At 43.8% G+C, this 25,068-nt stretch carries 25 protein-coding genes and 2 pseudogenes; 5 read left to right on the plus strand and 22 right to left on the minus strand.

What is annotated here, in order from left to right:
* Positions 1–5: 5 nt before the first annotated feature.
* From J2T20_RS23020 to J2T20_RS25935, 3 genes and pseudogenes are all read right to left on the minus strand, one after another.
* Positions 6–1,559 carry a response regulator transcription factor gene (locus J2T20_RS23020; protein ID WP_307591936.1) on the minus strand — a complete coding sequence of 518 codons (1,554 nt, stop codon included), beginning with the start codon at positions 1,557–1,559 and terminating at the stop codon, positions 6–8.
* 79 nt (positions 1,560–1,638) lie between these two features.
* Positions 1,639–2,037, minus strand: a complete 399-nt coding sequence (locus J2T20_RS23025) for a hypothetical protein (RefSeq protein WP_307591938.1) — start codon at positions 2,035–2,037, stop codon at positions 1,639–1,641.
* A gap of 3 nt (positions 2,038–2,040) precedes the next feature.
* A pseudogene (locus J2T20_RS25935) lies at positions 2,041–2,149 on the minus strand (transposase); the annotation flags it as partial.
* 223 nt (positions 2,150–2,372) lie between these two features.
* Here J2T20_RS25935 and J2T20_RS23030 point away from each other — a divergent pair.
* Positions 2,373–3,218: a DUF6544 family protein gene (locus tag J2T20_RS23030; protein ID WP_307591981.1), complete on the plus strand. Its 846-nt coding sequence runs from the start codon at positions 2,373–2,375 to the stop codon at positions 3,216–3,218.
* Positions 3,219–3,307: 89 nt separating this feature from the next.
* On the opposite strand, the gene J2T20_RS23035 is transcribed toward J2T20_RS23030, so the two are convergent.
* A complete protein-coding gene (locus J2T20_RS23035; protein WP_307591941.1) occupies positions 3,308–3,751 on the minus strand; it encodes a GNAT family N-acetyltransferase in 444 nt (147 codons plus the stop codon).
* A gap of 380 nt (positions 3,752–4,131) precedes the next feature.
* Between J2T20_RS23035 and J2T20_RS23040 the strand changes: the two genes are divergently transcribed.
* Positions 4,132–5,127: an acrylyl-CoA reductase family protein gene (locus tag J2T20_RS23040; protein ID WP_307591943.1), complete on the plus strand. Its 996-nt coding sequence runs from the start codon at positions 4,132–4,134 to the stop codon at positions 5,125–5,127.
* A 44-nt stretch (positions 5,128–5,171) separates the two neighbouring features.
* Here the strand turns inward: J2T20_RS23040 and J2T20_RS23045 are convergent, their stop codons facing one another.
* The 13 genes from J2T20_RS23045 to J2T20_RS23105 all read right to left on the minus strand — a co-directional run bounded on the left by J2T20_RS23045 (position 5,172) and on the right by J2T20_RS23105 (position 17,481).
* Positions 5,172–5,906, minus strand: coding sequence for a cupin domain-containing protein (locus tag J2T20_RS23045; RefSeq protein WP_307591982.1), 735 nt, complete (start codon positions 5,904–5,906; stop codon positions 5,172–5,174).
* A gap of 162 nt (positions 5,907–6,068) precedes the next feature.
* On the minus strand, positions 6,069–7,658 hold the full coding sequence (locus tag J2T20_RS23050) for a sensor domain-containing diguanylate cyclase (RefSeq protein ID WP_307591944.1): 1,590 nt from the start codon (positions 7,656–7,658) through the stop codon (positions 6,069–6,071).
* Positions 7,659–7,925: 267 nt separating this feature from the next.
* Positions 7,926–9,548: a glycoside hydrolase family 9 protein gene (locus J2T20_RS23055; RefSeq protein WP_307591948.1), complete on the minus strand. Its 1,623-nt coding sequence runs from the start codon at positions 9,546–9,548 to the stop codon at positions 7,926–7,928.
* Positions 9,549–9,732: 184 nt separating this feature from the next.
* Positions 9,733–10,767, minus strand: coding sequence for an HD-GYP domain-containing protein (locus tag J2T20_RS23060; protein ID WP_307591949.1), 1,035 nt, complete (start codon positions 10,765–10,767; stop codon positions 9,733–9,735).
* 376 nt (positions 10,768–11,143) lie between these two features.
* On the minus strand, positions 11,144–11,512 hold the full coding sequence (locus J2T20_RS23065; protein ID WP_307591950.1) for a ribosomal maturation YjgA family protein: 369 nt from the start codon (positions 11,510–11,512) through the stop codon (positions 11,144–11,146).
* An 8-nt stretch (positions 11,513–11,520) separates the two neighbouring features.
* A complete protein-coding gene (locus J2T20_RS23070) occupies positions 11,521–11,994 on the minus strand; it encodes an NUDIX domain-containing protein (protein ID WP_307591952.1) in 474 nt (157 codons plus the stop codon).
* A 480-nt stretch (positions 11,995–12,474) separates the two neighbouring features.
* The gene (locus tag J2T20_RS23075; RefSeq protein WP_307591954.1) at positions 12,475–13,047 is read right to left on the minus strand and encodes a putative ABC transporter permease; all 573 of its coding nucleotides are present in this window, start codon (positions 13,045–13,047) and stop codon (positions 12,475–12,477) included.
* Positions 13,048–13,231: 184 nt separating this feature from the next.
* The gene (gene ltrA / locus J2T20_RS23080) at positions 13,232–14,623 is read right to left on the minus strand and encodes a group II intron reverse transcriptase/maturase (RefSeq protein ID WP_307591985.1); all 1,392 of its coding nucleotides are present in this window, start codon (positions 14,621–14,623) and stop codon (positions 13,232–13,234) included.
* A 477-nt stretch (positions 14,624–15,100) separates the two neighbouring features.
* Positions 15,101–15,286 carry a hypothetical protein gene (locus tag J2T20_RS23085; protein ID WP_307591956.1) on the minus strand — a complete coding sequence of 62 codons (186 nt, stop codon included), beginning with the start codon at positions 15,284–15,286 and terminating at the stop codon, positions 15,101–15,103.
* 103 nt (positions 15,287–15,389) lie between these two features.
* Complete coding sequence (locus tag J2T20_RS23090) at positions 15,390–15,851, minus strand: heme-degrading domain-containing protein (protein ID WP_307591958.1); 462 nt, start codon at positions 15,849–15,851, stop codon at positions 15,390–15,392.
* A 116-nt stretch (positions 15,852–15,967) separates the two neighbouring features.
* Entirely contained in the window at positions 15,968–16,150 is a 183-nt protein-coding gene (locus J2T20_RS23095; RefSeq protein WP_036654523.1) for a hypothetical protein, read from the minus strand.
* Positions 16,151–16,243: 93 nt separating this feature from the next.
* Complete coding sequence (locus J2T20_RS23100; RefSeq protein WP_307591959.1) at positions 16,244–16,783, minus strand: hypothetical protein; 540 nt, start codon at positions 16,781–16,783, stop codon at positions 16,244–16,246.
* Between the two features lie 23 nt (positions 16,784–16,806).
* Positions 16,807–17,481: an NAD(P)H-dependent oxidoreductase gene (locus J2T20_RS23105; protein WP_307591961.1), complete on the minus strand. Its 675-nt coding sequence runs from the start codon at positions 17,479–17,481 to the stop codon at positions 16,807–16,809.
* Between the two features lie 282 nt (positions 17,482–17,763).
* Here J2T20_RS23105 and J2T20_RS23110 point away from each other — a divergent pair, with 282 nt between their 5' ends.
* On the plus strand, positions 17,764–18,852 hold the full coding sequence (locus J2T20_RS23110) for a low temperature requirement protein A (RefSeq protein ID WP_307591962.1): 1,089 nt from the start codon (positions 17,764–17,766) through the stop codon (positions 18,850–18,852).
* Between the two features lie 215 nt (positions 18,853–19,067).
* Here the strand turns inward: J2T20_RS23110 and J2T20_RS23115 are convergent.
* Together J2T20_RS23115 and J2T20_RS23120 are read right to left on the minus strand one after the other, a co-directional pair.
* A pseudogene (locus J2T20_RS23115) lies at positions 19,068–19,726 on the minus strand (alpha-L-rhamnosidase-related protein); the annotation flags it as partial.
* Between the two features lie 146 nt (positions 19,727–19,872).
* Positions 19,873–20,241 carry a YkvA family protein gene (locus J2T20_RS23120; protein ID WP_307591964.1) on the minus strand — a complete coding sequence of 123 codons (369 nt, stop codon included), beginning with the start codon at positions 20,239–20,241 and terminating at the stop codon, positions 19,873–19,875.
* Positions 20,242–20,322: 81 nt separating this feature from the next.
* Here J2T20_RS23120 and J2T20_RS23125 point away from each other — a divergent pair, with 81 nt between their 5' ends.
* On the plus strand, positions 20,323–21,078 hold the full coding sequence (locus J2T20_RS23125) for an SGNH/GDSL hydrolase family protein (RefSeq protein WP_307591966.1): 756 nt from the start codon (positions 20,323–20,325) through the stop codon (positions 21,076–21,078).
* Positions 21,079–21,165: 87 nt separating this feature from the next.
* Here the strand turns inward: J2T20_RS23125 and J2T20_RS23130 are convergent, their stop codons facing one another.
* Positions 21,166–21,960: a helix-turn-helix domain-containing protein gene (locus J2T20_RS23130; RefSeq protein ID WP_307591968.1), complete on the minus strand. Its 795-nt coding sequence runs from the start codon at positions 21,958–21,960 to the stop codon at positions 21,166–21,168.
* Positions 21,961–22,090: 130 nt separating this feature from the next.
* Here J2T20_RS23130 and J2T20_RS23135 point away from each other — a divergent pair, with 130 nt between their 5' ends.
* Entirely contained in the window at positions 22,091–23,437 is a 1,347-nt protein-coding gene (locus tag J2T20_RS23135) for a glycoside hydrolase family 30 protein (protein ID WP_307591970.1), read from the plus strand.
* Between the two features lie 84 nt (positions 23,438–23,521).
* Here the strand turns inward: J2T20_RS23135 and J2T20_RS23140 are convergent, their stop codons facing one another.
* Positions 23,522–24,211: an LrgB family protein gene (locus tag J2T20_RS23140; RefSeq protein WP_307591972.1), complete on the minus strand. Its 690-nt coding sequence runs from the start codon at positions 24,209–24,211 to the stop codon at positions 23,522–23,524.
* A complete protein-coding gene (locus tag J2T20_RS23145) occupies positions 24,211–24,642 on the minus strand; it encodes a CidA/LrgA family protein (RefSeq protein WP_307591973.1) in 432 nt (143 codons plus the stop codon). Before J2T20_RS23145 ends, J2T20_RS23140 begins: the two co-directional genes overlap by 1 nt.
* Between the last annotated feature and the right edge of the window lie 426 nt (positions 24,643–25,068).

The raw sequence follows: 25,068 nt of genomic DNA on the forward strand, positions 1-25,068 counted from the left end.
CCATCCTACTCCTGACTGTAATATTGCCTTCTGTAGTGACTAGGCGATAATCCCGTATATTTTTTAAACACTTTGCAGAAATAGCTATGATCCCCGTACCCGACCATACTGCTGATTTCCGAAATGGGGGCACCGTCCCCCCGAAGCAGCTCTGCCGCTTTATCCGTTCTAACTTTATTCAAATGCTCCTTAAAACCTTCTTTGTTATGTGAGGTAAATAGACTCGATAAATAGGACGGGTTGAAATGAAAATGCTTAGACAGTTCAGTCAGACTCAAAGGTTCAGCATAATGATCTTCGATATACTCAAGCAGCCGATTCATGTTCGCATTACTGGCCTGCGGGCCACCGGAATTAGTTGTGTACTGGAGAACTTTACTCAGAAAAGATTCCAACACAAAGATGGTCTCGTCCACATCCGGTGCTTCATCAATAGCACGAAACATTGCGTATTTAGCTTCCTCCAGCGTTTTGATATGTGTTAATTGGTTAGTGACATTAAAAATGATATTTCCTAAAAACGATTTGAATTCAAAGACATCGCTTTCATAGTGCATGGACAATGAGGTTACGTGCTGTCTTAAATCTGTAAAAGCCTCTTCCAGTTGAAGCCTTTTAATTTGCTCTGTAAAATGGGACAAATTAAACTTGTCAGGCTCAGTCTTAGATGTAGGCAGCTCCTCATGGATTAGAAGTACCTTATCCGGAAGAAAGAAGCGATATTGGAGCAGCTTCAAATAACTATTGTTATATACATCTGAGGCTTTACTCCACTCGTGAAACCCATCACTAAGTACCCATCGGCGCTCAGGCTCCGACTCAGCTAACCCTTCTGACATGAGCCTCACAGCCTGGACAGTTTGACTCCATTGATTCTCTTTCAGATTAAACAGAAATAAGATCGTGTTCTGCTCCCCTGGAACAGGATAATGGATAATATTTGGAACTTGTTTCTCTAATCTGGCTATTATCATTCCCTTAAGCTTGTCTAGTGTTTGTCTATCAGAAATTGTAGTGAGTCCTAGATCACAGCCCAGATAGAAGAACAGCTCATGAGGAAATTTATGGGACAATATATCGGAATCAGGTTCTACCTCGTAACCGGAAATAATCCTGCTAAGAAGAGCATCTACAGAAAGAGCTTCCTTATCCGTGGAGTCTGGAGAAACTAAGCCAGGAATCTTGTCCTTCGTTTTATTTAACACTTGGAGCAATCCCTCTGCCTCCAGTTTTGGCTTCAAAATATAATCAGCTACACCACTTTGGAAAGTGGAACGTACATAATGGAATTCACTGAAGCTGCTTAATACAATAACCTCAATCTCCGGATAATCCCGTTTCACAATACGAGTTAGCTCCTGACCATCCATAACGGGCATCACAATATCTGTAATCACAATATGGGGTTTAAGCGATTGGACCAACTCCAGTGCTTCCTGCCCGTTGGACGCTTCTCCAACCAGTTGAAACCCTTCCCGTTCCCAGTCCAACACATATTTAATACCCTGTCGAACCAATATTTCATCATCCACAATGAGCACCTTACATAGCTGGTTCACAGTAAATCCCCGCCTTCATTTGTTATCCTAATACCTAACAACCCATGTTGGTGATTATAGATGGCTATTGCCAAGAAGGTCAAATGTAGTTTCTGGTCACCCCTTTACTTTTACATTTCATATCGTCATTTCCGGCCTCGGGGGCGGATTCAATTGTATTTTTACATTTCATTTCGCCATTTCCGGCCACGAGGGTCGATTCAATTGCACTTTTACATTTCATTTCGTCATTTCCGGCCTCGGGGGCGGATTCAATTGCACTTTTACATTTCATTTCGTCATTTCCGGCCTCGAGGGCGGATTCAATGGTACTTTTACATCTCATTTCGTCCTTTTCAGCCTCCGGGCCTGATCCAATTGTACTTTTACATCTCATTTCGTCCTTTTCAGCCTCCGGGCCTGATCCAATTGTACTTTTACATCTCATTTCGTCCTTTTCAGCCTCTGGGCCTGATCCAATTGTACTTTTACATTTCATTTACCGGTGCCCGTCTTCGTCGATACCCGTGGCGAAATAAACAACTTTACCCACTGACCGTGCTGCACTTGAGTTTCACGTACAACTCATCTAGGTATATAACAGGCCATCGAGTAGGGTTCCACCTTGGTGGTTTCGCAATCCTGCCGCTTATGTTGAAAGCAACCCGTCCATAATTTCGAGGCGGCATCCACTTTCCAAGAGAACTGTAACCTTATAGCCTTGAACTTTAATATAATCTCACAAAATATCCCGTATAATTTACCATCATCGTCTACAGATTCCCAAAGAAACTAATCCCGTAAGTATCCAAGAAAGGATGATCATCATTGATTATGTTCTTATTGTATACGTTAACCGTTCTCGTAATTCTTGTTGCCGTAATTGCAGGGGTTGTAGCGATTGCAAAACTGATGTTCAACAACAGTGTTAGGAAGCAAGTAAATCACATGTTTCATAATATCTCCAACTTAAAAACTGAAATCATTCGCAAAGAAGATTTGGCAGGCCTACCGATTCCCGTTCAGAAATGGCTCATAGGCACCCATATTATCGGAAAAGAAAAGATCATAAATGTTCGTCTTGAACAAAAAGGGCAAATGCGTACAAAACAAGGCGGACCATGGATGCCAGTTCAGGCGGTGCAGTATTTTAGAGTGGATGAACCGGGGTTCGTATGGAAGGCCCATGTTAAAATAGCTCCTTTACTCCATATGAGCGGTGTGGATAATTATCATAAAGGTAAAGGTATAATGAACATTATGCTTCTTTCTTTATTCTCAGTGGTCAAAGCGAAGGGGCCTGAAATGGACTTTAGCACAATGGTTCGATATTTGGCCGAGATGCCATGGTTTCCGACTGCCGCCTTACATCCATATATCCAATGGGAAGCGATTGATGAACACTCTTCACGAGCAACAATGAGCTATCAAGGAGTAAGCGCATCAGGCGTTTTCTCTTTTAATGAAAAGAGCGATCTAATTAGCTTTTTCACCAAAAGATACAAAGAAATAAACGGGAAATATGTGTTAAGCGATTGGGGAGGCATTAATACAGAATTTAAAGAGTTTAACGGAATACGAATCCCTTCAAAGTCTGAGGTTATTTGGAAAGAGAAAAGCGGAGATTTCAACTGGTTTCAGTTAGAGATTACGGGCATTGAATACAATCAACGATTCTAGGATATAAGCATACTTCACCGCACTACAAATTCTTAAGCTGTTTGGCAAAAACGCGGTGAAGTATGGACCCGACCCTTTACTCTAAAAAATTAATGTGAAATCAAATGTTTCCGGTACCCTTCGACTTTCTCTTCTCTATAGCCTAACGCTTCATAAAAAATATGCGCTTCCTTCCTTTGCTCACCGGAGACTAGGATGATGTACCAGCAATCTTTTTCCCGTGCGATTACTTCTAAGGCGGCCATCAGCTTTTGACCCACTCCCTGACGGCGGGCGCGGGAGGAAACCACCACATTTTCAATGACCATAAAAGGTTTACACTCACCAACAAGATCCTGGCAAATAATACCCATAACGGAACCCATAAGCTCGCCATTGATAAACGCGCCTAATAATATGTAGCGGCTGTCCTCATTGATAACCTTATACACAGCCTCAAGCTTGTTAAAATCAGTAGATTTGTTAATCAGCTCGGAATATAATTCGCTCAATGCTGGAAGTGACTCTGACTCAATTTCTCTTATAGTTACCATAACTTCATCCTGCTTTCATTTTGAATGATATGTCCTGTCCTCTATTTAAAGAGTTCTCAAATCGGCCTCTACTTATGAACCCGAAGATCAAATTGTTCCCAGGTCCGATTGTTTCAATTGCTGCCTCACTCCATCCTGTGTATTATATCACGCTTTTTTACAATTAATTGTATATTTTACCCAAAACAATATAAACGCTGCTTTGTCAAAACCGTGGGGATATTCAGTTTCCTCTAATGATGGCATCGCCCACGCCGCCGATAAGCAGGATATAGGAAATAATGGACATTATATCATAGACATCAAAAAGTTAACGAGTCAGAATAAATATATAGACGACTTAATATTATTACTCACACACAAAAGGAGACTTAACGCTTATGTCCGAATCATTTCAAGCATTAGTTATAGAGAAATCCGAAACCTCATTTTCGGTCACAGTAAAGCCGGTTACCTTGGAAGAATTGCCCGCTGGAGAGGTTGTCATCAAAGTTTCCTATTCCAGTGTGAACTATAAAGATGGATTGGCCAGCATTCCCAATGGCAATATTTTAAGATCCTATCCATTCATCCCGGGAATTGATTTGTCCGGATATGTTGTCTCTTCTACAGATGACAGGTTCCAGGAAGGACAGCCTGTGTTTGCCAGCGGTTACGGTATCGGTGTTTCCCACTATGGTGGTTATAGTGAATATGCACGGATTCCTGCGGATTGGGTGATGCCTTTGCCGGAGGGAATAACATTGAGGGAAGCTATGATTTATGGAACAGCCGGCTTCACCGCCGCATTGTCAATTCAGGCCTTGGAAGAGCACGGCATAGAGCCTGATAAAGGTAAAATATTGGTGACAGGGGCTACGGGCGGTGTCGGTGGCGCTGCGGTTGCTATGCTTGCCAAAAAGGGTTATCACGTAGTTGCAAGCACAGGCAAGATTGACGAAAAAGAATATTTGATAACTCTTGGTGCCGAGGAAGTCATCTCCCGCGAAGAAGTTATTGGCACCTCCGTAAAACCACTTGATAAACAATTATGGCAGGCAGCTGTAGATTCAGTTGGGGGAAACTCACTTGCAGCAATATTAAGCAAAATCTCCTATAACGGCTCTGTTGCCGCCAGCGGTCTAACTGGTGGAACCGCCGTCCCGACAACCGTATTGCCATTTATCCTTCGCGGGGTTAACTTACTTGGTATTGACTCCGTAGCCTGCAGTGCAAAGAAACGGCTCAAGGTATGGCAGCGGATGGCAACTGACCTGAAGCCTGCACAGCTTGATACTCTCGTCTATCGGGAAGTCACTCTGGATGAATTGCCATTGGCACTGGAAGATATATTAAAAGGGAACATCCGCGGCAGAGTGCTTGTCCGTTTATCCTAAAATAATGAAACCTCTCGGGATCTTCAGATCCTGAGAGGTTTTTTTCACTCCCTAGTACCCGGGTACTGAGAATAAAGGGTCTGCTGCACATAAGGCTGTTGCATATATTGTTGAGTGTATCCCTGATTCTGATAGCCTTGAGAAGTGTACTGCTGAGGAACGTAGGACTGAGTTCCGTAACCCTGCTGAGATGGTTGGGTGTATGGGTAGGTATTGGGTGTCTTACCCTGAAGAGATCCTTGTTCACAGCATCCCGGTGGAGGACCAAGAACAGTAGTCTGTTTTATTGGAGATAAGGTATCCTTAACTTTCGCCTCATCGAGGCAGTAGGTGTAGGCAAGCACATTGGGAGGTGTTAGCCGCAAAAGATCTGATCCATAGATCGTATCTGGAACGGGAGCATCAAAAATTGCCAGAAGATGAGTGTTATCTATAGTAGCCACTTCATAATGCCACCAGCCCTGCGGCACGTTCACTACTTGACCCGGGCATATCGGGAAATTCAGAAGCTCCTTGGTAAAAGGATTAATAATAGAGACAACCATGGCGCCACAGATACAATAGATGAGTTCTGCAGCATTTTGATGATAATGAGGTTCAATCACGTTAGCTTTACTGAGATAAATATCCAGGATAGATAAATTTTCAAGTGAATTCAATTGATTAATGGACAGTTCATTGATAAAGTTGATAGCATCTTTTTTAAAAACCGTGTTCTGACTTAAATCATAAGTAAACTGTAATTCGGGTGATGAATTCTCCATATAAGAGCTCACTATCTATCCCTACCCTTCTGTTGGTACCCAATTTTCAACCCTTCCTGAGGATAAGATATGTGTTTGCCTAAGCCCAGGTGCGGATCTTTTGATAGAAATCGCAAAAAAAAGCGACCCGATAAGAAGGATCGCTTGTATATATCCATCAATTGCTGTACCAGAATTCTAGCGCAGTTCTGCTATAACGGTTCTGTTCCTGCCTGATTCCTTCGCCTCGTAGAGAGCTTGATCTGCCAAATGGAATAAGTGATCTGAAGACCTGGCCTGAGACGGGAAATGGGCGATGCCTTGCGATACGGTAATGGGGTGTCCGTGGTTAACCTCTCCAATGGCTACTGCTTTTCGTACTCTTTCAGCTACAATGTAAGCATCCTTTATAGTAGTATTAGCTAACAGAATAACGAATTCCTCGCCTCCATATCTACAGCATATATCCTCCGGTCTAACGGAAGCAGTGATCACTTGGGCAACCTGTCTAAGTACATCGTCTCCCGCTTGATGACCATATGTATCATTCACAAATTTGAATTTATCTACATCCATTACGATCAATGAGAAAGACTTATCTTCTCTAATCCATTGATCCATTGTATTCTCAAAATTTCTGCGATTCGTTAGACCGGTTAAGGAATCCGTCAGTGCTTCCTGGGTCAGTTGATCCGTTTGTTTTTGAAAATCTGCCAATGCAAGGAGAACTGTTTTCGTTAACAAATCCGCTTCCCGGTTCCAATGTGGCTTCCTCTCAGGTAGTTCTACTTTTTCTTTCCCTATTTTGTTAACTAAATTAGCTAGAAATACGAAAGGTCTTGCCAGTTCGTGTGCGATTACAATAACGGCGATCAACAATAATACAAACGGCATTAAAATGTACCAAAGAATATTTTTAATATGGCCGCTCACTTGTTCATGCAGCATAGTATTTGAGGATACCACTACCACTCCCCACCCATTGGCCGGAACGTAAGAATAGCCCGTTAGCATTTCTTCTCCATTCATGTTGATAACTCGTTCTTGCCCGCTATTACCCTCAAGGAGTTTCTCTACAATCTTAGTTGCCGTAGCATCTTGCCCAATGCGACTTCTATCAGGATGGAACAGCACCTTACCGTCTGACCCGACAATGTAATAATAGGACCCTTCATTATCAACGTTATTACTCCCGAAAATCATAGTCAACACGTTATGATCCTGAAGATATAGGGTACCTGCTATGACTCCTCGATAGTGACCTTTTTCATCAAAATAGGGCTGAGTCATAATTACAATAAGCCGCCCAGTGGTTGATGTTCGATACGGCTCAGAAAGAAATGGAGTTTGTGAAATACTGATATCCGTCCCGGCTATGGTATTCACTTCTTTACCGGCTGTACCCAATCTCTGAGGGGATACATTTTGGATGATGCCTTTTTCATCGATAATAGCCATCGAATTGAAGTAATTGCTGCTGTTCCTTAACAAATCTAAATATTCATCTCGGTCAGAAACACTCATCTTGTTAGTGCCTGATAAGGCTTTGGCTGAGTATTGCAAGCTGGTACGCATGGACCTGAATAAAGAATCTATCGTTTGGCTCATTTTGTTCGCATTGGTATAATTTAATTGAAGTGTTGTGTCTATCAACGACTGCCTTTTAGACTGATAAGAAGCAAGCAAAAGAATCGTTGAGGTTAGAAGGACAGACAGGGATACTAACCCAATAAGCAGTGTAGTCAGACTTAATTTGTTTCTTTGACCCCGGCTTCCCCGCTTAGGCATTAGCATAACCCCCTTTCTCTAACTAATCGCTATATTTATCTCTATTTCGACAAAAGTCGTCAAACTATAATTGTATTATAAACTAAAGAAGATCGTTAGGACACAAGAAGAAACGGCGATGCCGTCCTTAATGGGACGGAACCCGTTTCTCGTAGAAATAAAAGAAAAGTACACTTAATACTTTTACTTTCTTTATATTTTGAAAAAACCGCCTTCCATGCTTACGCATCAAAGACGGTTATGGTTCTTTCTGTTCACTTGGTGACGTTACTGGTTAAATCGTGCTGCAACGAACAGCGCCGGTGAATTCCAATAAATGGTTACTTCATTTGTAGAGTAACTCAGCTCATGATCTGCAAAACATTGGGCAGCCGGCTTCCCTTGCAAATGCTCGACCACATATTCATCATGCAGCCCGCGGTCCGGTCCACCGGAGACTAACCCCGGCACAGGAGCATCTACGTCATCCCCCACCGATGGCCGGTGATGCGGATGCATTACTGATTTATCACCGAATCCGGTAACGTAGCTAATATCAAGCACATTCCGGCCCATTAGATAATGCAGATGATCCAAAGCACAGACTGCAAAGCTGGAATCCCCGCTTAGATGTTCTGCGAAGAGTAGGAGCATGGCATTGTTCATCACAAGCATATTACTCCCCCAAATATAGTCCTCTTCTTTCAATGATATCAGGTAACCATCTTGACGGCTCTGGTCCGACAAACGCTGGGCTTCAGTCAGTAGCCCTTCTTTTAACGAAAGATAGAGCGTACTCTCCTTATCGACTTTATCATTTAACAAGTAAGCTATGGAACCGTAACCGCCCATATCGCCCCAGCCTAACATATACTTGGGAAAGGACTCTTCTGCAAGTTTTTTGAAAGCCTCGTGATACTCTTCTTTTCCCGTTGCCCGAAACATTTCCGCAGCTGCCCAGAAACGCTCATCCAAATCTTGCTCATCACCGTATTCTCCGGTTGTAATCTTCTCGGGATTTTTAAACCCCGGAACCACAGGATGGCTCTCTAACCATCCCCACGCTGCTATTGCCGCATCCAGACACTTTTGCGCATATGAATGATTAAATGGCTTATATATTCTGGAGGCTAATGCCATCACACCCGCGAAATCTCCCGTTGCTGCTGCCGATACGGGGGAAAAGTATAATTCTGCTGTATCATCTTCCGGCATTACATCAAGACCCGGAAAGTTCAACGTGGTTAATTTATGATATACACCGCCGGTTTCCGCTTCCTGCATCTTAAACAGCCAATCCAGTTCTACCTTGCATTCCAACAGAACATCCGGTGTATGACCATCACTTTCAGGGAGTGGAATAGGGCTCAGCAATGCGGAAGGATACATTTCATAGGCAAGCAGAAGATCAGCAACGGCCTTGGCACCCGGTCCACTATATTTTCCGTAATCGCCGGCATCATGCCATCCGCCTGAACTATCCAGCTTAAGCTCAGGGTTCCCGTACACAATACCCTCAGCTGTATGGCAGGCCTTATGTTTCCAAGGTCCGGCATACTCCTCTGTAAGCTCTACTCCGCAACGGTAATAATAAAATGCTTTCAGCAATCCTTGTTGTAAATCATGATAAGGTCTATCTGCAATCATAAATGCGGCGGATCGATGCTCACCCTGCTCTATACGGTATTGTCCCGGTTGTTGCACCGCTGAGAAGTCTCCCTTGCGAACGGTAACCCCGCTGGCTCCATCCTCTACCAAATCTCCAAGCTGCCCTTCAAAAACCACAGCACCGGAACTTTCTTCAATGACTTTGAATTCGCTTTCAGAAGATGTAAACAAGGCAATTTTTTGACCATCCACAGGATAGCCAATTTGATTCAATGTTATTATGCGTGTTCCACACTCGCTCATTCCTAATTCTCCTTTTGTAGTAACTAAGATAAATGAAGCACTTGAGAGCCCTGCACACATCATTAATTCTCTATAGTCCAAAGAAAACCTTCCTCCTCAAACCAGGTTTTAAGGTTCTACTAAATATACTTAACCAAAAAAAAGACACACCCTAAGGGTGCATCTTTATCTTATTACTATTGGCTTACATAAATACTTCGTCTATGGATAGATTACGTTCCCTCGACAAATCCCTGAATTGGTCCTCCACCCGAATTAACGGCTTGAAGATATCCGTGGGATTATTCATGATGATCGTACCTGTTTCTCCATTGCTTAATCGAACATTTTTGCCGATAAAGTTAGGAAGCATATTCCAGATCAATACCTGCACCGTTTTCGCATGGAGCTTACCGAACCCCAACTCGTTTACTTTCCGAAGCACGGTAATAAGACTTTGCTTCAACTGAAAGTTTCTGGAGGTAATCATGCTGATATAGATATTAGCAACGGCAACGATTCGGGTATAGGGATGAATTTCGCTCTGAAGAATTCCTTTTGGATAGCCTGAACCATCTTCAAACTCATGATGCTGAAGGGCAACCAAAGGTGCAGACGCATCCGCCATAGAATTGCTAATAACTTCATAACCGTAGGTAGTATGCCGCTTCAATTCTTCCAGCTCTGCATTTGTAAGAACCTTTTTATTCAAAATCGCCTGTGGGACCTGACTTTTACCGATATCGTGCAGGTATCCGGCCCGGCTGATTACATAGATTTCTGACTTGGTATGACCCAACCATTTCGCTAAGTAATAAGATAATAAACCTACTTGCAAAGAATGGTTGTAAGTGTTTGCATGGTCCTGCTCCAGCATAAGCAGAAGGGATACGACATCCCCTTGATTATCCAGATTTTTTAGAAGCGGCCTCAGTGAATCATCGATCATGGACTGTGTAAACTTCCCGCTTGTCAAGGATTCCAGAAAGACCGACTCATAAGTTTCGATAGCCTCATCAATGCTTCCCTTTAACAAACTCTGACGGAAAGCTGTGCTTTCCCGTAGTGCCGACACATTTCGATGCTCAATATCAACGTAATCAATACTATGCCGAATAAGAACTGCGATTTCCTCACTTTTAATAGTAGTACCCTGAGGAAGGACATGCAGACCCACATTATTGAAAGTATCTGTTTTTAGACGATCACCGGGTTTAAGATCCATAACATGAACTTTCATGACACAGCACCTTCTTTATGTATAGGAGTTATTTAGTAAAGAACCATTCTGCTTTAAAAGTTTTGCCGATTATGATTTGATCATAACCAAATACCTCCATTGTTACAATAAGATTATAGTCGCACTAATCCAAGAGTACTGGTTCAAAAGTTACATCTTTAGCATGCATATTCCAAAAAAATATGTTTTCCCCGGGTTTTTTCCGATATATGCTATTTTATATACACTCAATTCTTTAAGGAGCCTTTGTGGTTTAAGCTGATCATTTCCATCTCGTTATTGGCTTCCATTGTATTTAGCAGCTCATTAGTTTCGGAAACAATTCAGTTATTTTTTCGCTGCCGCGGGGATCTGTCTTTATCTGTCCTGGAACCATTTAAGATGAAATAATCCAGCGAAAAGCAATCCCGATCCCGGCAAAATACCTGATCAAGTCAATCCATAGGAAGCCCTTTCCGAGAATCAATCCTCCCATTACTGTAGAACGGACACTGTTAATCCAAGCGCCTTGATACAGCTGACTACATTCAATGGCATAGCTAAAGTACAAGCCAAGACCCCAAGAGAGAAGTAACTTATGCTTAGTCAGCAGCACCCGAAACCCTAAATAAACCATACTGCCCCATAGCGCATCCCCGGCATGACTGGATATAAATAAGGGTAACTTGTCCGCAAAAACTCTCGAGCTAATACCAAGCGCAATTACAAGGAGAACAACGCCAATATATCCCAATTTCAGCTTCATATTCTTCATCACTCAAACATGGAGATGGTCATACTTGCATTTTGTGTGAAAATTTCCTTAGGATAAGGAACTGAAAGCTCAGGCAGTTCATTTATTTTAAAATATTCAAACTCCTCCACCTCTCCATCCACACTTCGAAGTGTACCTTTTACGATGGTGCATTCAAATACGATAGCCAGGTACTCCACCTGATGTCCGTTACTGTAAACGTATCTAAACTTCTCACCGCCAAACACACCTAAAATCTTTGCTGGATTAACCATTAATCCCGTCTCTTCAAACACCTCTCTGCGCAATGCTCTCGCAGGTGTCTCTCCCGGCTCTATCGCTCCTGCGGGCAGGCCCCACAATGTGTCATCATGCTTGCGGATAAATAGGATTTCATCCTTATCGTTTCTTATGACAGCGGCTACAGAGGGTATCATTAACAGCTCTGAGCCCAGCTTCAGTCTTAAACTTTGGTAATATTCAGACATTGGCATAGAGTCGCCTCCTTAACGGATCTATTGATGGGATATACGATGGAATCTTAATCTAGATGTAAGTTACTACTATATTTCATATATATTAAACATAGAAGCAGTTGAATCCTTCTTCCTCCGTGAGGAATACAACCCAAACGATTTACGAAGAAGTAAATATGATTTAGTTGTATGGAGTGCACCTATTCCTCCGAATATAAGCCCGTTTCCTTGGTTAGTTGTATTAAATACATCTAAATTCCCTCAATTTCACCATTTATGCCTGATTTACGTTTAATAGCTGCACAAGGTACAACTAAACGATTATAGAGGACTTAAATGTTATAAATAGTTGTATGGAGTGCAGCTATTCTGCCAACAGAGCAGCACGCCCATGTAACAAGCTAGTCTGTTTATCATTGTAATACAAAAAAGATGCCTTAAGCCCCTTCGGCTTCAAGACATCCCTATCCCTGTTATTTAAACATACTCCAACTCCTATTAACTCTCACCCAGCTCCAGCTTCTTCTCTCCTCGGCGCCGTGTCCAACTTGTCCACAATAAATCAGCCGTAAAGAAAAATGCGACTGCCGGTAAAAGCAACTCCCATAACAGTTCAACCCGCTGGTATAAAAATTCCATTAGCGGCTGAATTCCATAAATACAAGCTACACTTAAAATCCACCAGTATAGCGAAAATCGCAGACATATATGTCCCTGCAGCTGATAACGCAGACCGGAGTAATCCCACCATTGCTTATGGAATAATGTCTTCAGCATCCATCCGCTTATAAATTCAACAGCTGACGGAATGATTAGCGCGAGCAGCAGAAATACAGGGAGCGACAGTGCCAGATCTCTTGCCATCAACAGGAAAAGGGGGGCGAATCCATACATCGGCTTAAAAGGCCCCTTCATAAACCCTTCCTTGCGAAAGCTCCCATTACTATATAGATTATAGGTTCCCTCCAGTACCCATCCCAGAAAAGAATACATAATAAAATAGAAGAAATATTGCTCAGCACCAGTAACATGTGTATATCCATCCAATGAAAAAATCGGCAATATAGTCATTTGTCCCGCCCCCAGTTGTCATTATTTACATCAGGCCTCTAACGGGACATATTATGCCTTGGTTAGCCGGTAGCTATGCGCAAGCTTCAAATTTAATGAATCAGCATCGAGTAGGAAGGGGCGGCGAGCCCCTGTCCTCTCACACCACCGTACATGCGGGTCCGCATACGGCGGTTCCAAAAGGTTAACAAAGTTCCAGATAACGAGAAAGTAAACTTTTCAGCCCTTTCGCTTCCCAGTAGGAAGTGGGAAGGGCGTTATTCGTGTTCCGGGACATTTCCCATGCGCCTCGCCTCGAGTTGGCCATTGCAAAACAAGCCCACTCTGGGACCCCAAGTGCCCGGAGTTCTCGAATTCGTGTTCGCACTCGTTTCCATTGCTTCCATAGGCACATTCGGAGCCTTCTCCGAATCCACTGGTCCAACTTTTGGAAGTGCGTCTTGGCCGAAGCTAGACGGAAATACCCGAGCCACCCCATCAGATAGCGATTTAATCGGCTAATTCTCTCCTCCATGGATATGGACCCTGTTCGATTCGTCAGTTCGCGAACCCTTTCTTTAAATGCAGAGAGGGTCTTCGGTGCTAAGCGAATCGTTGCCTGCTTCTGACTTAGAAAACTGAACCCTAAGAACTTCCGGTTCCAAGGTCTGGCCACCGCGCTTTTCTCCCGATTCACTTTCAGTTTTAGCTTTCCTTCTACAAATCTGCTTACCGATTCCATAACGCGTTCACCGGCACGCTTACTCGCCACAAAGATGTTGCAATCGTCCGCATAGCGTACGAATCGCAACCCTCGTCCCGTCAATTCCTTATCCAGATCATCCAGTAGAATGTTCGCCAAAAGCGGGCTGAGTGGACCGCCCTGCGGCGTTCCTTCTCGGCTGCGCTCCAGCTTTCCATCTACCATCACTCCAGCGTTCAGGTAGGCACGAACCAGTGTCAGCACTCTTTTGTCCTCCACTTTCCGCGCCACTCTTGCCATCAGCATGTCATGATTCACCTGGTCAAAGAATCTCTCCAGATCAAGGTCCACGACCCATCTCAGGCCACCTTGGATATATCTTTGGGCTTGTTTGACTGCGTCATGCGCACTCTTTCCCGGGCGAAAACCGTAGCTATACCAGGAGAAATGCGCGTCAAAGATCGGGTTCATGACTTGTAGAAGTGCTTGCTGGAGGAAACGGTCCATCACGGTCGGGATGCCTAGCTGCCGTACACCGCCTCCGGGTTTGGGGATTTCCACCCGTTTGACTGGCGCAGGTCTGTAAGTTCCCGTCAGAAGTTCAGTTTTCACCGATGCCCAGTGTGTATTCAGGTAAACTTGTAGATTCGCTACCGTTACACCGTCCACACCGGGCGCTCCTCCGTTTTGCACCACTCGTTTGTAAGCGAGTCGAAGGTTATCTCCTTCGAGCATTCGCTCCAGCAAGTTGTTCTGGTCTTCGCGAGAGGAATGGACGACTTGTGCCGACGAAGAACTCGGCGCTCCGGCATACCCTGACGGCTTCACCGCTTCTCTTTGCCGCAAGCTCTCTTGCGAGATATTCTGCTGTCGTTGCTCTTCATGCGAACGCATCGCTTTCCTCTCTCCTTTCGGTTCAGCCCTTCCGTAAGCTGTTGCAACAGCTTCCGTACTATGGCTTCTGCTGACTCCTGCCAATTCAGCGCAGCCTCTCGGCTACGGTTACAAGTTTTTTTTCCTTGCTTATCTGGCAGGCCTCCCCAGATAAGAACGCCATCTTTCCACCCGCGACCACTGGAGTATACCGCGCCAGCCCTTGGCGGCTTTGGATTTCGTCATGTTTAGGTGACTCATCCGACTGACACAGCCTCAAATCCAGTTCGTGTACCTTGGCCCGTGCTTTTGCCTCCGGCTTCCTTCAGATTCCACCTCACGGTGGACACCCTTGCCCTTGGCTAACGGTAGGCGCTCGCCAGCCCCCGTTCGGGACTTTCACCCTAAAGATGACGCCCATGCTGGGCGTACTAAAAAAAGACATAACCCCCGAGGGTTATGTCTTTATAGCAAGTGCCCGGAACTTATCTCCCGGCATTAGGTTTGTTTAGACTGCTCTTTCAAAATCGGTGTCAGTGGTTGATCATCATTCTGTTTCCTTAGCATCTCCAGCTTGAGTTCACTGCGAACACCAAAATCAGATCCGTACCTCTTCTCGAGGTTCCCTATCAGGGAGTCACCGCGTTTCTGCCGATATCGGCCGTTCTCGTTCCGACTACGCATTTCATTTCCTCCCCGCAATTCAAATTGCTTGAGTACTGAAAAATCTGCGATGATCTTGAGAAGCTAGACGTGATGAGGTTGTACCTCTCTTAGTATACCGTATCTACAAAAAACTTCTCAATACCTGTACCGCCAGCTCGTGATCTTCTTTTTGCGGAAGACCTGACACGGTAACCGTTCCAACGATTCCAACATTGCGGATAATAATCGGAAAAGCACCGCCATGTGCTGCATAATCAGCACCCGACACCTCAAATACCTGTTCAAAGGTTGATCTGCTTGCTTGGAGCATATTACTAATATAATAAGAACTGTGTCCGAATCGGTTGACTACGTTGTTTTTTCGGCGAATCCATTGTTCATTATCTGCTGCCGTACCCTCCATGGCCAGATGGAACAATCTTTGACCATTACGAGTGATATCAATGGTTATTGCCTTGCCCAGCTCTCGGGCTGTTTCGTACAGCTTGAGGCCTATCTCTACCGCCATTTCGTTGGTGAAACGGGAAAATACGATTTCTTCTTCCAACTTCAAAAGCTCCTGCAGCACATTTTCGCTCGACATGGTCCACTCTCCTATGTAGAAGTACGTTTTCTCTTAACTCTACATGAAGCGCTTACCTGTGACAATTAAAAAAACAGACCGCCTAATAAAGGGGCGGCCGCAGTCATCCATTTCATTTAAATATCCTTATTATTCGGAATTGGGTCTGGATGTGCAGTAGGTGCGGGTTTGGCTGTCCATTCATCGGCTTCCGGCTCAATGTCCACACCGTTTTTCATTTTCTTCATTTCTGCCAATGAGTCTCCATCTTTATTTGCTTTGTTCCGGATATCAGCTTCATTTTGAGTTTGATCTGACATGTTAAATCCTCCTTCATACGGGCTGCATTTTGTTGTTCCTTAGTTATAGTTACCCGTTGAAGTGATTTACAAACATGGACTCAAGGATACATCCTATTTAAAGCTCTGTTCTAATTCATCGACATGGTGTTGCATTAATTCATCAAAGGCCCTCAGTGAAGAGTCTCTGTCCGTTGCCGGTAAGCTAAGAATGATATCATCAATAGTTGTTGAACCTTGATTTAGGGCCTTGTATAAGGTGCTCACGGTTTTACCTGAATCATTCGACTGTTGCACCTTGAGACTCCATACACTGAAATCTTTGTTAGCTAACACCATGGCCAGATGGTCTCGCGGAGGTCTCTCATTCTCTGCTTCTGTACATTGCATAATAGCGAACTTAGGTTCCAGACTACAGTTTGTATATTCCTGCCTGTTCACTGTGATCCTTCCAAGATAGCTCTCCGACTTCTCATCAAATACACCTGATAAAGAGATTGATACTTTCTTAGAAAAGCTGGTATCCTCCAGTTTATAAGCAGTAGCTTCAAATTGTTGATCCACATGAATGGTCTTGGGTGCGCTGGTAAAACCATAAATTATAAACCCTATTACAGACAAAATAGCAACACTGCTATAAATTATCTTTTTCAAAAGCACCACTTCCCTCGCTAAAATCACACCCACTGTGTAACTTGGTCCGTCGATTGCCGTGTTTTCTTACCGGGTTCATTCTGACGATATCCAAAGGCCACCATGCAGGAGATTCCGAAATGCTCAGGGTCCATTATTCCTTCTTCGATTAGAACCTTTTCAATGTTGTCCCTCTCAAAGCCTTCCATTGGGCAGGAGTCAATGCCTATTAGAGCAGCGGCTGTCATCATGTTCCCAAGTGCCAAATACGTCTGCCGACAGCTCCATTCAAACATCACCCGCTCATTCTCTTGCAATCTAAAGCCGGTTCTCAAGAACTTATCATAGGTTGTACCTTTAGCCAGCACGACTTCCGGAGGCAGCTCCTGAACATTTTCCATCATGTTCTTGATATAATCAGAGTCCGCGACCATATCTTTTGGAAGCCTTGATAAAATAAGTACAAAGTGACTCGCTGTTGCCAGCTGCTTTTGGGCTCCAGACGCGTAAGGACGCAGCTTCTCCCGAATCTCTTGGTTTTGCACAACAACAAACCTCCACGGCTCAAAGCCAAAGGAGCTCGGAGATAGACGTCCGGTTTCCAGAATAAACTGAAAGTCGGAATCTGTAATTTTCTTGCTGATGTCAAATTCTTTAGTGGCATGTCTGAATTTCATGGCAGACAGGATATCTTTCTGAGTCGTTGTCCATTTATCCACGCTTTGTGACTCCCTTTCGTAACACTGATTAAGTTAGATGGTTCGCTGAACATATGATTAATAATAGATTAAATGTGTCTATTTTTAAAGCAATCCTATCTTTTAGACAAAACTTCCTCCTCATATTACTTCACATGGGCTAGCCAGTTTTCCCGAACGGGAACACCGCTCTTATAAATCATATAAAAAAAATCACAAAAATCTAGAATTTGAGGTTAACATAAAGGATATTAGCCGTCTTTATGTTATAAAATTACGAAATGTGATCCGGGAGGTAATTACATGACACCAAAGAAAGTAACTTGGTTGGAGCTTTTCTATGATTTACTTTTTGTAGCTGCTGTTTCTAAAGCAAGTCATGTCCTCGTGCATGTAGAGCATGGTGTAATTCCTTTTGAATACTTGGCGAAGTTTGTATTAATCTTCATTCCCATCTGGTGGGCTTGGGCAGGCCAGACCCTTTTTATGAACCGTTTTGGACAGGATATCATAAAGCATCGTATCTATTTAATTCTTCAATTATTTTTCGCACTCATTATGACGGCTAGCTTATCGGTAGAATTTGATCAATACTATATATCGTTTCTTGTGGGTTATGCAGGTCTAAGAAGCATGACCGCTCTTCAATATCTTTCTGTTCACCAAAAAGAACATGGCCACAATCAAGCCACAGCGCGTTATCTGGGAACTTATTTTTGGGTGGGCATAGCCATCTCCTGCACTTCTCTATTTTTTGATTCATGGCTTCGTTACACCGTTTTGTACGCCGGAATTATTGCCGATATCATGGTGCCCATAGTCGGAAGACGGATTTTAAAGAAAACCCCCGTAAATACCCATCATTTGTTAGAACGCTTCGCTTTGTTTACATTGATTCTTCTTGGAGAGTCCGTGATAAGTATCCTAGCCGTGTTACAGTCGAGCGTCTGGACCTGGCACTCTGTTGTATTTGCAGCCATAACCTTTGTTTTAATCCTAGCGATATGGTGGCAGTATTTTGACAATGTGGAAAAGAAGGTAGACAAGACAAAACAAACAGCCGGGCAAGCCATTATCTATGGTCATTTATTCATATTTCTGGCGATGAGTATGCTTGCGGCTTCTATTCAATTATTATTCTTGGAGCAGCTAAACAATCTATTTATACTGACGTTTATGTATGGGTCTGTAGTGCTGTACTTTTTTTCTACGACCTTCGTTTTCCATAAATTCAGAGATAAAGAGCAGCAGCTGGAGCTCTATCATTTAGTGTTCTTGGTAGGGCTGCTTGGAGTTTTGTTTGCGGTTAACTTGTTGTTCGATGTCCCCAATTATTTAATAGTAGGCGGGTTGGCGTTGTTTTTTATCATTTATGCAAAAGTGACGACTTAACAATTGCTAGGGCATCTTTTTTCGATAAAGGTCCTATATATATTAGCAAACACCAACGTTTTGCCGAGATGTATCGTGATCTGCAGAACAAAAGCCTGAATCTCTGAGTAGAGAATTTCAGGCTTTTCTTTATATTTACTAGAGGTTTACAACTTGTATTTACGTATAAAATAGGTCGGTGTACAGCTCCAGGCATGACAATTGCGATGTCTGATTTATTCAGGTTCTATTGTATGGATAGAAAATAAATAATTTCCTGAACCTGCGACTAGTGTAACCCCATCCAAGCTTTCTTCTGCTGATAAAATTCCCTCAGACGTTGCTGCGGGACCGCTTTCTTCCGCTAACTCAGTCAGCCTTACCCCCGGAAGCACAATTTGAGCCGTGCTATTCACTGGGATTCGAATCCGCTTATATGCAGCTTCCGTATCATCCAGATCCAAACCCGCAACATATCGGTACAGCCATTCCCCGATTGCGCCATAGGCGTAATGATTATAGGAGTTCATATCCTCACTCCAGAATGAACCGTCCGGCTTAATCCCATCCCAATACTCCCAAATCGTTGTCGCTCCCTTAGTAATAGAATAGAGCCAGGAGGGATAGCTTTCCTGCAGCAGCAAGCGAAAAAGGACGTAGCAACCATGTCCAAAGGAGTCGCACCGACATAACTGTTTTCCTTGGCATCCAACCCAAGCCAATCACCGAAGTGGAATCCTGTATTCCACAAGTGCTGCTCGGCACCCTGCCCTTTAATATAATCCACCCATGCCTTCATACTGTCATACTGCTCAGCCAGCAGTCGGTCATCTCCATAACAGAGATACTGAATCCACGGACAGATCACAGCCGCATCGCCCCATGCCGCTGATGTTTGCGTTTGATCTTCGTTCACATTGGACGAGTTGCCATCAAGAAAGTCAGCGATATCACCTCAGCCGTGGGTTATCAGGATATTTCACATTTTTATGCGATTTTCAAAAAAGAAAACCGGAGTGGCTCCCCGGTCTTATCGTCGTCCTATTTAAAAAACATCTCGGCTTTATCCAGGTGTTCGTCCTTGACTTGGCTTGAAATGGCTCTGAACCCTGCCATAATTACAGCGGCATCATCTGTGAGGCCCATGGCAATGAAGGCATCGGGAATCGCATCAATGGGTGTTATAAAATACGCCAAAGCACCAAAAGCTATACCTTTAGCCCATAAAGGTGTTTTTGAATCCAGCGCACAATAATACATGGCAACGGCATCCCTCGTAAACGGAACCTTTCCTGCGAATTTCTTTGTTTTTGCCCAGAATCCGCTTTTTACAAGCTCCTCATTTTCCTTGCTGTACTGAATACTTTCCACATTGGGTTCAGTAGCTTTTTGTATTTCATTATTTTTCATGGATTTCCCCTCCAAAGATGTAATCCTTACCTAAATAGATTAAACTGATTATAAGAATATAGAAGCACCCGAGGTGAGGTAATGAATATGAACGGCGATGGGGATAGCAAGGTGTCTGTGAATACAGAGCTCAAATACATAGTCAGCGGAGATTCGATCTCCAAAGGTGTAATTTACGATGAAGACCGAAGCAGGTATGTCATCTTGGAAGAGAATTACGTTTCTCTCTTGCAGAATAAGCTAAATGGAGCACTACGCAATACCGCTAAATTCGGCAACACCCTAATGAAAGGATTAGGGAATCTAAAAAGAGACGTCCTTAAAGAAAAGCCTGATGTGGTTCTAATCGAGTTCGGCGGGAATGATTGTGATTTCCATTGGGGAGAGATTGCCGATAATCCTGAAGCTGAGCATAACCCCAAGACCGACTTCCCTGCTTTTGAAAAGATGCTGCTCGACATGATTGATTTTCTCAAAAATCAGCAGATCATGCCTATTCTTATGAGCCTCCCTCCACTGAACGCCGACAGCTATTTCAAATGGGTCAGCCAGAACAATCCGGTCTCGGAAGTGAATATTTTGAAGTGGCTGGGAAGTGTCACTAAGATTTATTGGTGGCAGGAACGATACAACTCCACAATCATTAAGGTAGCGGAAAGCACTAAGACTAAGATTATAGACGTCAGAGGTGCCTTTCTTCAGCAGCCGGATTTCACGAAGTTCATTTGTATGGACGGCATACATCCCAATAAAGAGGGCCACCGTATTATTTTTGACAAGGTCATGGATTTCATCCGGAACAGTGAGCCTCATCTACTGCTAGACAGCACAAGATAAACTTTACCCAGACGCTAAATTGACCTCAGGCCTGCGGACACATTCTTCATGTGCAGCGGGCCTTTTTATTTTAATGGAAACTGGGAATCACCCTCTCCTACGGTATACGCCGGGTGCTACTCCATATCGATCTCTGAATACCCTATGGAAATAAGTATAGCTTCCAAAGCCGGTTTCCTCTGCAATCCGTTCCAACGTATAGTTGCTTTTGTCCATAAGCTGCAAAGCCAAGGCGAGACGAATCTGCCCAGCATACTGCATAATAGAGTACCCAAACTGGGCTTTGAATAAGTGTACGGCTCTTGTAACACTAATCCCGGCGTGGCCGGCAACATCCTCCAGCCTGAAGACAGACGTAGCATGCTCCTCAACAAAGCTTTTCATCTTAAAAGCCAGCAGTAAGGGAGCAGAGGAAGTTGAAGGAGCCTCTTCAATAGCCCGGTCCAACAGCAAGCACAACGCCTTAAATAAGGCCTCCACAATATCCGTATTCCCGCCGTCCAGCCTTCGTTTCTCCAAAATTAGCTGCTGCCATATGCTTTGAAGCCGCCCGTCATCGGTAATCCTTACTTTCTTTGGTCTTTCCCTCCGATTCCACCAGCTGTCCATCCATTCTCCTGTGCACATAACATAATAGTCCGCACTTAACCCTAAGGGACTTACTTTCTCACCGATTCTTAAATCGTACACTTCCCCGGGTCGGAATAACAACAGGTCACCGGGTTGAACGTTAACCATCTGCCCATCTATCAGTGCTTCACACTCTCCTTCCGCTTGTAACCGGATAATATAGGTATCTAAACCTTCCCGGAATAAATGCCGAAACGGTTGATTATGCCGCATAAAGGCGGTGAGATGTATATGAATAGGGTTTATTTCCATTGCTGATCCTCTTTTCTTAATACCTTAATGACCAGATTGTTGAGGTTCTTAGCCATATTGTTTCTTCAAAGAGAGACCGATTTCCTTCTATAATAAAATAGAAATATATTGTAGGAGGTTATTAACCGCTATGAATGAAGGCATTGTTCGCGTCATCCAAACCGCAAAAGATACGGAGGACCGCTTAACCGAAAAAACGTCTATAACGTTCAGTCCAGATTCCGCTGAAAAGGAAATGGAACTGATTAATATTTATGAGGACCTGGAATATCAGGAAATCGAAGGCTTTGGCGGAGCTCTCACCGAGGCGTCAGCTGTAACCATCGCAAAGCTTAGTGAAGCTAAACAAAAAGAAATCATCGATGCATACTTCCACCCGGAGCACGGAATTGGCTATACTCTATGCCGCTCACACATCCAGAGCTGTGATTTCTCGTTAGGCAACTATGCCTATGTTGAGGAAGAAGACGCAGAGTTGCATAATTTCAATATCTCAAGAGATCATGAGGCTATCATCCCGTTGATTCAACGGGCAGCAGCGTTAAGCGGTGAAGACTTCCGCCTCTTCTCGTCCCCATGGAGCCCGCCATCATGGATGAAAACAAACGGTCAAATGAATAACGGCGGGAAGCTGAAACCCGAATTTAGACAAGCTTGGGCCGACATGTTCGTGAAATACATTCAGGCTTATGCTGCCGAGGGTATTGATATCTGGGCAGTTAGCGTACAGAACGAAGCCAAAGCCGTTCAAATTTGGGATTCCTGTGTGTATACAGCGGAAGAAGAGAAGGATTTTGTCAGAGACTATCTCGGGCCTGCCTTGGAGCAAGCTAACTTGTCTCATGTGAAGGTATTAATCTGGGATCATAACAAGGAACGGGTATATGACCGGGCAAAAGCTGCTTTTGAAGACGAAGCTGCCTCCAAGTATATCTGGGGCATTTGTTTCCACTGGTACTCTGGAGATCACTTTGAAGCACTGTCTGCTGTACATGACCGCTTCCCTGACAAGAAACTGTTCTTCAGCGAAGGTTGTCAGGAAGGCGGCGTTCATCTCGGCTCCTGGAATACGGGAGAACGTTATGGCCATGACATTATGGGCAACCTGAATAACTGGATGTCTTGCTGGACGGATTGGAATATTGTTTTGGACGAACAAGGTGGTCCTAACCATGTGGGCAACTACTGTGATGCTCCTATCATTGGAGATACCCAGAAGGATGAGGTTATTTTTGAAAGCTCGTTCTATTACATCGGACACTTCAGCAAATTCATTCGTCCGGGAGCCAAGCGAATTGGCAGCTCCAAATATACCGATAAGCTTGAAACCACTGCATTCCGCAATACTGACGGTACAATCGCAGTTATTGTAATGAACCGTACGGACAACCAACTGCCGTTCACTCTTCGCTGCCGTGGACAACTGGCTGAGCATTCGATTCCAGCTCATGCTATTCAGACATTGCTTTTCCAGTAATATTGCGAAATAAGAGTAATTGCTAATCAAAAAGGGTGCCTCTGAAGCCAATCGGCCAAGAGACGCCCTTTTAGGTTGTGATACTTAGTGAGGATACAACAGCCAGACTACCAGAGGGGCTGCACAAGAACCTGCTATAGCACAGACAGTCATCGCTACTGAACTCATAGAGACTGATTCTTCTCCATATTCCAGCGCTTTGGCTGTACCCAGCGCATGCGAAGCCGTCCCTAGCCCGATCCCGATTCCAACAGCATCTTTGATTCTAAACAGCTTTAAAATATAAGGACCGGCAATAGCTCCTGTAAACCCGGCGATCATCACAAATACGGAAGTTAGGGAGGATTCCCCGCCCAGATTGGACGATATTTGAATCGCTACCGGGGTGGTAATAGATTTTGGCAGCAAGGATAGAATGTATAATTTGGGAAAGCCCAAAACTACAGCCAGCAATATTCCGCTGAACATTCCTACAAGTAAGCCAGTAAGGGTTCCGCCTAGAATAGCAGGAAGATTACGTCGCAGCACATGACGCTGTCTGTATAAAGGATACGCTAAAGATACTACCGCAGGACCCAGTAACTGATTGATCCATTTTCCGCCGATCATATAGGTATTATAGGGAATCCGAAAATACAAGAGAATTACTACCACAGTAAACGTCGCAGTCAATGCCGGCATTAATACGGGTAAGCGAACACGTCTGTAGATCAAGGACATTAAGAGATAAATGCCTACTGTAACTATAACAATCATCGCTGCTGTCAAAATCATCAGATTTCTTCCCCCTTCTCCCTTAAATTCCTGATTCCTCTTAGATTAGCGGTATCCCTTTTTCTTCTTGTACTTCTAGCACCCCAACCTGCCAGCCATTGACTGGAATGTGCTGCTGCTCCAATCGTTAATGCTGTACTAAGGATAAGGATCGCAATTAACAACAAACCTCTTCCGCTGAAAATCCCTAAGTGGTCTACTATCCCAGCCGTTGCAGGTATAAAAAACAAAGGAAGATACGACAGCACTGAGACAGCGCCATTTTCAATCCAACTCACAGGCATAACCTTGCATAAAAGCAAAATAAAAAGCAGCAGCAGCCCAACAATACTACCCGGGACCGGTAGGTGGAACAGCTTTTGCACATAGTCACCAGCTAAGTAAAACAAATATAAAAGCCCAACCTGAGCAATGATGCGAATGATCTTCATTTAGATTAAACTCCTTCATCTATTTAAACGTCTCTGTATGTAAAAACTTCAACTCTATCAGAGTAACAGAGTTTTCAGGATTTTTTCACTATATTTATGAAACTCGTATGAATTTTCATCATTGTCACGTATTCAATAGACCTGAATCTTGATACCCGTAGCCTATTCCGCGATATTATCCGCACTCTCTGGTGGGATTGCACTCTATGTAGCAGCCACAAGCCTGAATCTTTTTTTCACCCCACACGATGTGAAGACCGTTGCACTGGTAGTTCTATTGATTCCTTCGGTTAAGATGATTAGTATAAAATACTGAATACATTTTAATTATGCTTCCTCGCTGTAGTGAATGCCCGATGTCTGTTTACTAGAGGAGTTGTCGATACTGCCTAGTAAATAACTTTAATAGGTGGTAATGACGATGTG

Source organism: Paenibacillus wynnii (genome assembly GCF_030812855.1).
Lineage (GTDB): Bacteria > Bacillota > Bacilli > Paenibacillales > Paenibacillaceae > Paenibacillus_AQ > Paenibacillus_AQ wynnii_A.

What these genes read in the sequence shown, in the direction of transcription:
- J2T20_RS23025 (WP_307591938.1), bottom strand. Translation starts at nt 2,037, where the DNA reads ATGAAATGTAAAAGTACAATTGGATCAGGCCCAGAGGCTGAAAAGGAC.
- J2T20_RS23030 (WP_307591981.1), top strand. Translation starts at nt 2,373, where the DNA reads ATGTTCTTATTGTATACGTTAACCGTTCTCGTAATTCTTGTTGCCGTA.
- J2T20_RS23035 (WP_307591941.1), bottom strand. Translation starts at nt 3,751, where the DNA reads ATGGTAACTATAAGAGAAATTGAGTCAGAGTCACTTCCAGCATTGAGC.
- J2T20_RS23040 (WP_307591943.1), top strand. Translation starts at nt 4,132, where the DNA reads ATGTCCGAATCATTTCAAGCATTAGTTATAGAGAAATCCGAAACCTCA.
- J2T20_RS23050 (WP_307591944.1), bottom strand. Translation starts at nt 7,658, where the DNA reads ATGCCTAAGCGGGGAAGCCGGGGTCAAAGAAACAAATTAAGTCTGACT.
- J2T20_RS23055 (WP_307591948.1), bottom strand. Translation starts at nt 9,548, where the DNA reads ATGAGCGAGTGTGGAACACGCATAATAACATTGAATCAAATTGGCTAT.
- J2T20_RS23060 (WP_307591949.1), bottom strand. Translation starts at nt 10,767, where the DNA reads ATGAAAGTTCATGTTATGGATCTTAAACCCGGTGATCGTCTAAAAACA.
- J2T20_RS23065 (WP_307591950.1), bottom strand. Translation starts at nt 11,512, where the DNA reads ATGAAGCTGAAATTGGGATATATTGGCGTTGTTCTCCTTGTAATTGCG.
- J2T20_RS23070 (WP_307591952.1), bottom strand. Translation starts at nt 11,994, where the DNA reads ATGCCAATGTCTGAATATTACCAAAGTTTAAGACTGAAGCTGGGCTCA.
- J2T20_RS23075 (WP_307591954.1), bottom strand. Translation starts at nt 13,047, where the DNA reads ATGACTATATTGCCGATTTTTTCATTGGATGGATATACACATGTTACT.
- ltrA (WP_307591985.1), bottom strand. Translation starts at nt 14,623, where the DNA reads ATGCGTTCGCATGAAGAGCAACGACAGCAGAATATCTCGCAAGAGAGC.
- J2T20_RS23085 (WP_307591956.1), bottom strand. Translation starts at nt 15,286, where the DNA reads ATGCGTAGTCGGAACGAGAACGGCCGATATCGGCAGAAACGCGGTGAC.
- J2T20_RS23090 (WP_307591958.1), bottom strand. Translation starts at nt 15,851, where the DNA reads ATGTCGAGCGAAAATGTGCTGCAGGAGCTTTTGAAGTTGGAAGAAGAA.
- J2T20_RS23095 (WP_036654523.1), bottom strand. Translation starts at nt 16,150, where the DNA reads ATGTCAGATCAAACTCAAAATGAAGCTGATATCCGGAACAAAGCAAAT.
- J2T20_RS23110 (WP_307591962.1), top strand. Translation starts at nt 17,764, where the DNA reads ATGACACCAAAGAAAGTAACTTGGTTGGAGCTTTTCTATGATTTACTT.
- J2T20_RS23120 (WP_307591964.1), bottom strand. Translation starts at nt 20,241, where the DNA reads ATGAAAAATAATGAAATACAAAAAGCTACTGAACCCAATGTGGAAAGT.
- J2T20_RS23125 (WP_307591966.1), top strand. Translation starts at nt 20,323, where the DNA reads ATGAATATGAACGGCGATGGGGATAGCAAGGTGTCTGTGAATACAGAG.
- J2T20_RS23130 (WP_307591968.1), bottom strand. Translation starts at nt 21,960, where the DNA reads ATGGAAATAAACCCTATTCATATACATCTCACCGCCTTTATGCGGCAT.
- J2T20_RS23135 (WP_307591970.1), top strand. Translation starts at nt 22,091, where the DNA reads ATGAATGAAGGCATTGTTCGCGTCATCCAAACCGCAAAAGATACGGAG.
- J2T20_RS23140 (WP_307591972.1), bottom strand. Translation starts at nt 24,211, where the DNA reads ATGATTTTGACAGCAGCGATGATTGTTATAGTTACAGTAGGCATTTAT.
- J2T20_RS23145 (WP_307591973.1), bottom strand. Translation starts at nt 24,642, where the DNA reads ATGAAGATCATTCGCATCATTGCTCAGGTTGGGCTTTTATATTTGTTT.